This window comes from Arthrobacter crystallopoietes BAB-32, from assembly GCF_000328305.2.
Lineage (GTDB): Bacteria > Actinomycetota > Actinomycetes > Actinomycetales > Micrococcaceae > Crystallibacter > Crystallibacter crystallopoietes_A.
In genome coordinates this window covers 1-10,396 of the sequence record NZ_ANPE02000227.1, presented here as the reverse complement: position 1 = coordinate 10,396, position 10,396 = coordinate 1, and the positions used below count along the sequence as shown (strand labels likewise).

Annotated in this window: 9 protein-coding genes; 5 read left to right on the top strand and 4 right to left on the bottom strand. The window is 70.4% G+C overall.

The genetic code is table 11. The features are described from left to right. Together purE and D477_RS17490 are read right to left on the bottom strand one after the other, a co-directional pair. On the bottom strand, positions 1–414 hold a 414-nt coding region (gene purE / locus D477_RS17495), incomplete at its 3' end, for a 5-(carboxyamino)imidazole ribonucleotide mutase (RefSeq protein ID WP_005272738.1). 3 nt (positions 415–417) lie between these two features. Continuing rightward, a complete protein-coding gene (locus D477_RS17490; RefSeq protein WP_043847540.1) occupies positions 418–1,584 on the bottom strand; it encodes a 5-(carboxyamino)imidazole ribonucleotide synthase in 1,167 nt (388 codons plus the stop codon). Between the two features lie 174 nt (positions 1,585–1,758). Here D477_RS17490 and D477_RS17485 point away from each other — a divergent pair, with 174 nt between their 5' ends. After that, entirely contained in the window at positions 1,759–2,340 is a 582-nt protein-coding gene (locus D477_RS17485) for a GtrA family protein (RefSeq protein ID WP_005272734.1), read from the top strand. A 62-nt stretch (positions 2,341–2,402) separates the two neighbouring features. On the opposite strand, the gene D477_RS17480 is transcribed toward D477_RS17485, so the two are convergent. Next, complete coding sequence (locus D477_RS17480; RefSeq protein WP_005272732.1) at positions 2,403–3,104, bottom strand: TIGR03089 family protein; 702 nt, start codon at positions 3,102–3,104, stop codon at positions 2,403–2,405. 304 nt (positions 3,105–3,408) lie between these two features. Between D477_RS17480 and D477_RS23405 the strand changes: the two genes are divergently transcribed. The 3 genes from D477_RS23405 (at position 3,409) to D477_RS17465 (ending at position 9,240) form a co-directional block, all read left to right on the top strand. Next, positions 3,409–3,951, top strand: a complete 543-nt coding sequence (locus D477_RS23405; protein WP_005272731.1) for a WhiB family transcriptional regulator — start codon at positions 3,409–3,411, stop codon at positions 3,949–3,951. A 184-nt stretch (positions 3,952–4,135) separates the two neighbouring features. Further along, positions 4,136–7,519: a glycosyltransferase gene (locus D477_RS17470; protein WP_237740823.1), complete on the top strand. Its 3,384-nt coding sequence runs from the start codon at positions 4,136–4,138 to the stop codon at positions 7,517–7,519. Between the two features lie 2 nt (positions 7,520–7,521). Then, positions 7,522–9,240: a DUF5719 family protein gene (locus D477_RS17465; protein ID WP_005272727.1), complete on the top strand. Its 1,719-nt coding sequence runs from the start codon at positions 7,522–7,524 to the stop codon at positions 9,238–9,240. Positions 9,241–9,473: 233 nt separating this feature from the next. On the opposite strand, the gene D477_RS17460 is transcribed toward D477_RS17465, so the two are convergent. Beyond that, positions 9,474–9,845, bottom strand: a complete 372-nt coding sequence (locus D477_RS17460) for a metallopeptidase family protein (RefSeq protein WP_237740822.1) — start codon at positions 9,843–9,845, stop codon at positions 9,474–9,476. A gap of 256 nt (positions 9,846–10,101) precedes the next feature. On the opposite strand from D477_RS17460, the gene D477_RS17455 reads away from it, so the two are divergent. Continuing rightward, positions 10,102–10,396, top strand: a 295-nt coding sequence (locus D477_RS17455; RefSeq protein ID WP_043847542.1) for a DUF3499 domain-containing protein, incomplete at its 3' end; no start/stop codon positions are given.

Sequence of the window (10,396 nt, the reverse complement as noted above, 5' to 3'; positions counted from 1 at the left end):
CTCATCGGTGCCGGCGGCCAGCATCCGCACGGCCAGCAGGCCTGCGTTGCGGGCGCCGCCGATCGAGACCGTGGCCACCGGCACGCCGGCCGGCATCTGCACGATCGACAGCAGCGAATCCATCCCGTCCAGCGTCTTCAGCGGCACGGGCACGCCGATCACCGGCAGCGGCGTGACGGAGGCGAGCATGCCGGGCAGGTGCGCGGCCCCGCCGGCGCCGGCGATGATCGCCCGCAGCCCGCGCTCCTGCGCCTGCTTGCCGTAGCTGATCATGTCCTCGGGCATGCGGTGCGCGGAGACCACGTCGGCCTCGTACGGGACGCCGAATTCCGCCAGTGCCTCGGCAGCTGCCTGCATCACCGGCCAATCGGAATCGGAGCCCATAACGACGCCGACAAGTGGGGTTTCGCTCATTACTTACCTTCCTGCGGGGTCTGACCCGTCGCGGATGATGGCCGCCACGCGCGACGCCTTCCGGCGCAGTTCGTCAACGTCCGATGCCTTCCGGCCCACCACGTTAACATGTCCGATCTTCCGTCCCGGACGCACCGACTTGCCGTAACCGTGGACCTTGACGTCCGGTTCGGCCGCCAGGGCCTGCGGGTAGGCGCTGAACAGGTCCGTGTTGGCGCCGCCCAAATAGTTCTTCATGACGACGACGTCCCCCAGCGGCTCCGTGGCGCCGAGCGGGAGGTCGAGGACGGCGCGCAGGTGCTGCTCGAACTGGCTGGTCACGCAGCCGTCCATGGTCCAGTGGCCGGTGTTGTGCGGGCGCATCGCGAGCTCGTTGATGACGAAGCCGGCACCCTGGCCGGGGGTTTCGAAGAGCTCGGCGGCCATCACGCCGGTGACGCCGAGTTCTTCGGCCAGGCGCAGGGCAGCCTGCTGGGCGGCCTCGGCCACGTCGGCCGGAAGTTCCGGGGCAGGAGCGATGACCTCGTCGCAGACGCCGTCGACCTGGATGGTGTGCACCACGGGCCAGGCCTTAGCTTCGCCGGAGGGCGTGCGGGCCACCAGCGCCGAGAGTTCGCGGCTGAAGTCCACCTTGTCTTCGGCCAGCAGCGGCGTCCCGGTGAACCAGTCGGCGGCAGCGGCCGCGGCTTCGGCGTCGTCGATCATGCGCACGCCTTTGCCGTCGTAGCCGCCGCGCGGAGTCTTCAGCACCACCGGCCAGCCGGTCCGGGTGCCGAACTCCACCAGTTCCTCCACGGTGGACACGGCGGCCCAAGCCGGGTTGGGCAGGCCCAGCTTCTCCACCACGGACCGCATGACGAGCTTGTCCTGGGCATGGATGAGCGCATCCGGATGCGGCTGGACGTTCACCCCCTCGCCGATCAGCGTCTGCAGGTGTTCGGTGGGCACGTGCTCGTGGTCGAAGGTCATCACGTCGAGGCCGTCGGCGAAGCGCCGCAGCGTCTCGAGATCCTTGTAGTCGCCCACGGGGGCGTTGGCTACGGCGGCCACCGCGGAGACATCTTCGGCTTCGGCCAGCACGCGGAGTTCGAAACCAAGGGCAATTGCGCAGGGCGCCATCATGCGGGCGAGCTGGCCGCCGCCAACAACGCCGATTACGGGGAAAGTCACCCATTAAGCGTATCGAACCTCGGCTGTGCATTCGCTGGCAGCGCTTCGCGGCCGGCCACAACATCCACAGAAGCGGCGGCCGGACTTGGGAATCTCCCAGCCGGCGGTTCTAGAATGGGCCGTTGGCGCCCGGCGAGGGTGCCGCCGTCCAGGAGAGGGATCGAAGCGCAGCTTATGCACAGAACGTTGGCAGGACGCATCCGGGGACTGGTCTCGCTCTTCTGGCGCGAAGTCGCGAAGTTCGGCACCGTGGGCGGCATCGCCTTCGTCATCGACAACGGCCTCTACTGGTGGCTGATCAACGGGCCGATGTCCGACAGCGAGGTCAAAGCCCGCCTGGTTTCGGCCTCGGTAGCCACCCTGTTCTCCTGGCTGGCCAACCGCTACTGGACCTTCCGCGACCGCCGCCAGCCCAATCCGCTGCGCGAGCTTGTCATGTTCGTGGTGATCAATGTCATCGGGATGCTGATCTCCGCCGGGTGTGTCTGGATCGCCAAATACCCGCTGGGCATCGACGGGCGGACCGAGTTGCTCGCCGCCGGCATTTTCGGCACCGTGCTGGCCACGGTGGTGCGCTTCTTCGCGTACCGCTTCATCGTGTTCAACCAGGAGCTGGATGCCGAGCCGGAGTTCGCCCACGACCACGAGATCTTCGAGCACAGCAGCAGCGGCGTTGAGGGGCAGGAGCGTCCCTCTGCCGGAACGTCCCGCCGGCCGGAGCCCGGCGGCGGGCAGAACGGCACCCCCGAGCGCTAACCAGGGGCCAGGTAGGGCGAGCGGGTGGACCGGCGGACGCAAGCGCACCCAGCCGGCGCGGGCTAGAGCTGCTCGGTGATCCGCTCGCTCTCCACGAGCTTCTCGGGCTGGACGGACGTGTGAGCGAGCACAACGGTACCGCCGCCGAGCCAGGTGGCCACCGATGCCCTGAGCACGTCGGCCCAGTCCGCCGCGGCCGGCACGAGGATGTTCCGCTCGGCCGGCTCGACCTGCAGCAAATCCGCAAAGGTGACCTCGCCGCCGTCGTACTTCAAGGCTGTTGCCTGCGGATCGGCGGACCCGGTTTCCAGGTACACATCCGCATAGGACCGCACCTCGGCCGCGTAATCCAGCACGTCCTCGGGCAGCTCGCCGGGCCAGCCGAGCGCCAGCGCGCCCTCGGCCACCGCCACCTGGTACGCGGGACCGGAGCCCAGGGCGGACAGGTCGGAACTTACGACGACGTCCGCGGCAGCCGCTTCAGCACTGCCGGTCCCGGACGCATCCACGGTGGCTCCTACCTGCCAGCTGGCCAGCGCCCAGACCACCGACCGCCAGTGCGGGGCCATCGCCAGCCGGACCACGGCGCCGGGTTCGGCATCCAGCTCTTCGGCCAGCAGGTTGGCTGTCTTGGCAACCCAGTTGTCCAGCACCCGCCCCGACAGCTCCACCCGCTCGCCGTCCGGTCCGTACCAGATCAGGGCGGGCGAGGAATCCGGGCGCAGTGCGGTCAGCAGCTGGTCGACGGTGCGGGCTTGGCTCACGGGATCCCTCCAACGGATCGGCACCTGTTGAAAGAATCACAGGCTGGGCAGACGCTTGTGGTTAAAGCTATCGTCATAGGCAGCAACGCGGTTCGTGCGGCTGACTAGGAAGAATCATGACACGCTGCCGGGCGTGGCGTACACCGGATTCCGCCGGCACTATGGCTAAGATTCCCGCCCCGCTTGACTTGCACGTATTACACCCATGTAATTATTGGTGGAACAGCAAAGGCCGCAGTGGCCACAGGCAGGCCAACACGCACATCTTGGCAGCAGGCTGGGACATCGGAAACCGGGAGGGCTCATGGGGCAGGCAGAGCGAATTCAGTACCGTGAAGACCTGGAAGCGCAGGCTTCGGTCAGCTACGGCTCGCGTGGCGTACCCGCGGACTGGTATGTCGATCCGGCTGACCCGTCGGCCGCCGAGCGCCACCGCGGGACCCGGAACCTGGACGATGCCGCGACGGCTTTCCTGGCCGCGCACGAAGCGCTGGATGCCGGCACGGACGAGGAGCTTGAGGGTGGCGAAGCCCTCCAGGCCCCGCCCCGCCGGCTGCGCGAAGCGCCCGAGCCGAAGGAGCAGGCGGTCTGGATCGGGCTGCCCGGCCTGGACCCGGCGGACGAGGGGGAGCTGGGCTGGCAGGCCGACGCCCTGTGCGCGCAGACGGACCCGGAGGCGTTCTTCCCGGAAAAGGGCGGCTCCACCAGGGATGCTAAAAAGGTATGCGGTGCTTGCACGGTGCGCGCCCAGTGCCTCGAATACGCCCTGGAACATGACGAACGCTTCGGCATCTGGGGCGGGCTTTCGGAGCGCGAGCGCCGCCGCCTACGGAAGAGAGCAGTCTGATTCACCAGCAAGTTCGCGTCACCGCCGTCGTCGTAGCCCACAACGGCGCCGACTATCTGCCCCGGACCCTCAAGGCCCTCGACGCTCAAACCCGACGGGCTGACTTCCACATTGGCGCGGACGCCGGGTCCACTGACGCGTCCGGCTACCTGCTGCGCTCTGCCCTGCCGCAGGCAGTCCGGTGGTGACCGCCCCGGCCCGCGGCGGATTCGGAGCCGCGGTGCGCACGGCCGTCGACGAACTCGCGAACCATCCTGCCGCGGAGCGTCCTGCCGGGGAGCATCCGGCAGGGGAGTCCGACGGCGGCCCTGCCGTAAGCGGCAGCGTCCAGGAATGGCTGTGGCTGCTCCACGACGACTCCGCCCCGGAACCCGAGGCCCTCGAAGAGCTGCTGCTTGCCGTCGAAACCGCTCCCTCGGTCACCATTGCCGGCTGCAAGCAGGTGGACTGGGACAACCCGCGCAAGCTGATCGACGCCGGGCTGACCATCAGCCGGGGTGCCGAGCGGCTGACCATGATCGACCTGGACGAGCTGGACCAGGGCCAGTACAACGGCCGCAGCGACTTCTTCGCCGTGAACTCCGCTGGCATGCTGGTGCGCCGCGACGTCTTCGACCAGCTGGGCGGTTTCGATCCGGGCCTGCCGGGCGTCGGGGACGACGTGGACCTCTGCTGGCGCAACCGCCTTGCCGGTAACCGCGTGGTGATTGTGCCGACCGCGACCGTCCGCCACGCGACGGCTGAGCGGGCCAACGAACACGCCTCCGCCATGGCCGCCCGCCGCGCCCAGGTCCACCTGCGGCTCAAGCATGCACCCTGGTGGAAGCTGCCGCTCCTGTGGCTCGGGAGCCTGCTGGGCGGGCTCTTCAGCTTCGTCGCCAGCACGGTCGCCAAGGACCCGGGCCACGGCCTTCGCCAGCTGATCGCCACCGTCCAGGCGCTGTTCCGGCCGGTCGACTTCCTGCAGTCCCGCAGACAGGCGGCGCGGACCCGGACCACCGCCCGCAGCATCGTGCGGCCGCTGATGGTCCGACGCCAGGATGTCTTCGCCTACCGCCGCTCGCTGATGGAATCGCTCAGCGCCGAGCATGTCGTGGGGGACGGCACGGGCATGGACGCGGCCGGCAGCCACGAGCCCACCGGCGGCTCGGACGATTTCGCCGCCCTGGCTTCGCCGCTGCGTTCCTGGGTGGGGACCGGGGCCGTGGTGGCCGTGCTGGTCCTCGCGCTGGTGTCCCTGATCGGCATGTTCGGCTTCCTCGGCGCGCCTGCGCTGGTGGGCGGCGCCCTGCGGCCGGTGTCCACCGACCTGGCCGAAATCTGGCACAACGCGTCCACCTGGTGGATCAGCCTCGGTTCGGGCATCCCGGGCCACGGCGACCCGTTCGGCTACGTGCTCTGGCTGCTGGCGCTGCTCGGCCTCGGCAATGGATCGGCTGCGGTCCTGGCGATCATCGTGCTGGCCATGCCGCTGGCCGCGTTCGCTGCCTGGCTGGCCGCCGGAGCCTTCACCCAGCGCCGCGCCCTGCGGTTCTGGGCCGCGTTCTTCTGGGCCTCGCTGCCGGCGCTGCACGTGGCCCTCGGCTCCGGCCGGCTGGGCGCGCTGATTGCGCACTTGATGATCCCGTGGGCGATCCTCGGCCTGGTGCGGGCGACCGGTTCCGCCGTGCAGCGGCAGAACCCGGATCCGCTGAAGCCGCGGCCGGAGATCATCCACAAGCCGGGCATCAACGGCATCCCGTCCTGGACCGCCGCGGCGGCAGCCGGACTGGCCCTCGCCGTCATCACCGCCTCCGCGCCGGCCCTGCTGCCGGTCATCATCGTCATTGTCGGCATCATCAGCCTGACCCTGGGGCGCCGCGCCCGGACCGTCTGGTGGGCACTGGTTCCGCCGCTGGCCCTGGGCCTGCCGATGTTCATTTCCGCCCTGGACACGCCCCGCGCGCTGCTCGGAGATCCAGGCGTGCCGCTTGGCTTCGAGGCAGCACCGCTGTGGCAACAGATCATGGGTTTCCCGGTGAAGTTCGACGCCGGCGCGGGACTGAGTGCCTTCGGTTTCCTCGAGTCGTGGGCGGCCGGTCCGTGGGCCCTGGTGCTCGCGCTGCTGACGGCCGTGCCCATGCTGGCGCTGGCCGTCACCGGACTGCTGGCCACCGGACCCGGCCGCGGCCTTGCCCGCATGGCCTGGCTCGGCGCACTGATCACCCTGGCCGGCAGCTGGCTCTCGGCGATGGTCGCCACCGGCATCGCCCCGGGCACCTTCGTCACCCCGTTCACCGGACAGTTCGTGTCGCTGGCAGTGTTCCTGCTCGCCGCCGCGGCGCTCATCGGCGCCGACCGCGTGCTGGAGCAGCTGGCTGCCTCGGAACGCCGTAGCCAAGGTGCGCTTCGCGCGATAGCCGCGGGCACCGCCGTCGCACTGGCCCTGGGCCCGGTGCTGAACCTGGCGCACTGGCTGCTCCCGCAGCTGGTCCAGGAGGAAACCGTCGCGGCCGAAGGGCGGGCCCTGACCGACTTCGGAACGGAAATGCTGCTGGCCCCGAGCGGCGAGCGGATCCTGCCGGCCACCGCGACGGACCGCGGCACCTCGCCCGAACGGACCCGCACGCTGGTACTCGGCACTGCGGACGGGGACATCGGCGCCGCCGTGATGCACAGCGGCGGCACCACCATGGACCAGCTTTCCAGCATCTACGCCGCGCGGCCGGTCACCGGCGGACTGCTGGATCCGGCCCGCCGCGAGGACGACGGTGCCAACGCTGCCGTCCGGGACACCGTGGCCATCCTGGTCGCCGGCAGCGGCGTGGATCCGCGGCCGGAGCTGGCCCGGCTCGGGGTCGGTTTCGTGGTGCTGCAGCAGTCGAATACCGCCGCCGAACTGCTGGCGCAGAAGGTCGACTCGGTGCCCGGACTCGCCGCCGTGGGGCGCACGGACGCCGGCTGGCTCTGGCGCGTGGTGCCCGAGGGCTCGGCCGAGGACCCTTCCGCGGGAACGCTGACCAGCCGGGTGCGGGTGGTGGACAGCAAGGGCGACCTGCTGCAGACCATCGATTCCTCGTGGGTCTCCGCCGGCGGCACCATCCCCGAGGGCGGCGCGGGCAGGACGCTGGCCCTGGCCGAGCGGATGAATCCCGGCTGGCGCGCGACGCTGGACGGTGAACCGCTGGAGCCGGTAGAGAACGGCTGGGCCCAGGCCTTCAAGCTGCCCGAGACCGGCGGAGAGCTGCGCATCAGCTTCAGCAATCCTTGGGGCGTGTGGATCGGCACTGTGCAGGTGCTGCTGATCGGCATCACCGTGCTGCTGGCCGTGCCGATCCCGGCGCGGCAGCGGTTCGTTCCGCGCCGTATTGAACACGTCAAGGCGACCGGCTCGGACAGCAGCCCGGGCGAACTGCAGGTCGCGGCGCACGAGATCGACCGCATTGAGGACTACCGGGACGATGCCCGCGGCAACGAGGACCGGCCGGAGGGCGCCCGCGCCAGGGATGACCGCCGGGACGGTGGCCGCCGGGAAGAGGACGGCCGGGACGACGACGCGGTGCCTGCCACGGCCGGGAAGGATACGTAGCCATGGCGGACAAGCCACACGAAGAGCAGCGGCCTGTCGAGGGCCGGCAGGCCCGCAAGGCCGCGAAGGCGGCCGAAAAAGCCAAGGCGGCGCGGGAGGCCGCCCGCGACAAGGCGGCCAACACTGCGCCCAAGGCCCGTGGCACCCAACGGAAAGGGCCGCTGCTCGGGGTGGCGGCCGGCGTCGGAATTGTCCTGGTGGGCGCCGGAGCCGTGGTGGCCGGCAGCCTGGTGCCGCCGCCCGGCGGTGCTGCCGACGTGGAGCCGATCGCGGCCGCCGTGCCCGCCGGGGACTTCACCGCCGTCTGCCCTGAACCGCTGAAGCTGCTCGACAGTGCCGCCGACGAGGTGGACCCGGAATTCAGCCCGGTCTCCAGGACCGCCGAGACCCGTGCGCGAGCGGTGGTCTTCAGCGACCTCGGCGGAACCATCCCGGGCAGTGTACTGAACGAGCTCGGGGCGGACTCGCCGCTGCTGCGGATCGCCGAATCCACCGACGAGGCGGGCACGGGCGGCAGCAACGAGGCGGGGGAGACCCGGCTGGTGGCCGAGGTGGTGTCCGGCCAGGAAATCCAGGCGCCGACGGTGCTGAGCGTGGAGCCGATGGGCGAGCAGCACTCGCGGGCCGGGGCTGCGATGAGCTACACGGCCGAGGACGGGGACCTGCGCGGGCTGGCCGCCGCGAACTGCCTGAGGCCGTCGAACGATTTCTGGCTGCTCGGGGCGTCGACCACGGTGGGCGCCAGCTCCGTCCTGAACCTCTACAACGCGAGCGAAACGCCGGCGACCGTGGATCTGGAGCTGCTGGGTGCCGAGGGCCCGATCCAGGCTGTCGGCAGCCGCGGGCTGCTGCTCGCTCCGGGCGAGAGCCGCTCCCTGGTGCTGGCCGGGCTGGCCGCCGGGCAGGAGTCGCTGGCCGTGCACGTGAGTTCCTCCGGCGGCGCAGTGGCCGGCACGATCCAGCAGAGCGTGCTGCGCGGCCTGACTCCGGGCGGCGTGGAGCTGCTGCAGCCAGGCAGCGGGCCGGGTCTGCGGCAGGTTGTCACGGGCATCGAGGTCCAGGACGAGAAGCTGGCCCGCGGGATCCGCAGCCAGAACGGCTATGAAAATGCGGCGCCGAGCCTGGAAGTGGTGGTGCCCGGTGCCGGCGATGCCAGGCTCGAGGTCCGGCTGTTCGGTCCCCGGGGGCAGGTCGAACTGCCCGGCGGCGGGGTGCTTACCGCGGCGGCCGGCAGCGTGTTGTCGATCCCGCTGGACTCGCTTCCCGCCGGAACCTACTCAGCCGACATTTCCTCCGACGTGTCCGTCGCCGCCGCAGCCCGGGTCAGCCGCGGAACCGGCGAGGGAGACCCGGTGGACTTCGGCTGGGCGCCCTCGTCCGTCCGGCTCGGCAGCGACCATCTGGCCATCGTGCCCCCGGGCGTGAGCTCCAAGCTGTCCTTCACCGCTCCGGACGGCGAGGCGGAGATCAGCCTGCGGCCGGTGGATCGCAGCGGCAAGATCGGCGCCGCGCGCACCGTTGCCATCCCCGCCGGCCGAACCGTGACCGTCAACCCGAAGGACGGCGGCCAGGATCCGGCGGCGATGCTGGTCAGCGCCACCGGCGAGGCGGTCTACGGCTCCCAGGTGGTCTACAACGGCGGCCAGCCCAACATCTCCGTGCTGCCGATCCCGCCGGGAGCCCAGGGCCAGCAGAGCGTCCCGGTGTTCATCGGCTACTGACCCCGCCACAGCGTCCCAAGCACGCCGGGCCGCTCGGAGCAGTGTGCCAGGCGGCTGCTGCGGCGGAATTTGTACAGCTTTTGGTTCGGCCTTGCCTATCGCCGCACGTCAGCGCGTTGTTTGAAGGATAAAGCCGGGCAAACTCCGTCAAAGATGTGCAGAATCCGCCGCCCCAAGTGGGGCGGGGCAGCGGAGGGGTGCGCCAGCCGACCAGGAGGACGCCGCCGAACGGCTCAGGAGCGGGTCCGCCCGTATCCGGGGTCGACAGCTTCCGGTGCCATGCCGAGCAGGTGCGCGGTCTGTTCGACCACGACGTCGTGGACCAGTTCCGGCAGTTCCTCCTTGGACTGCGCGGCGGTTTCCACCGGACGCCGGTAGACGGTAACGACGGCGGGGCGCCGGGGACCTGCCGGAGTAAAGCTTCCCAGCGGGGCCGGCTCGCCCCGCGCCACGAGGACCTCCAGGTTCGGCGGGATGTCCTCCACGACGAACTGCGCCGCTTCGATGGGCTCGCCCCAGAAATAGTGGAGCCGTTCCGCCGAGTCCGAGACCCAGCCTTCGAAGCGTTCCGACCGGCTCAGGTTGCCGGGAAGATGGGCGGGCAACAGCTCACCGCGCAATCCGCGCCCGTGGCGGTTCCGCCGTCGTTCCCCAAACGAACGCGGCGTGGCTGCTGGATCCGCCGAATCGCCCACTCTGATGCTGAGTGAAGGTCCGTTTTCCATATATCGACTCTAGCCCCGCGCGGGCCCAAACGCACGGCACGAAGGGGCGGGACCGGCGTCGTACGCTTGGCCCAATTCCGGCCTGGGCCGTGCCGCTTTCCCGCCCCGGCTGGATCGGCGGGTAAGATGCTTTGTCGTGGGATCCATACGTCAATGTTCACGCTCGGCCTGTCAGCGCTCGGCCATCGCAACCCTGACGTACGTGTACGCCGATTCCACCGCTGTCCTGGGACCGCTCGCCACGTACGCGGAACCGCACAGCTACGACCTCTGCGCCGAACACGCCGAACGGCTGACCGTGCCGCGCGGGTGGGAAGTGCTGCGGCTGGCCCTGCCGGACCAGGCCCCCATGCCCAACACCGACGACCTGATGGCGCTGGCCAAGGCGGTCCGCGAAGCCGGCTCCGAGCCGGCCCCGGCGGAGGAGCCGC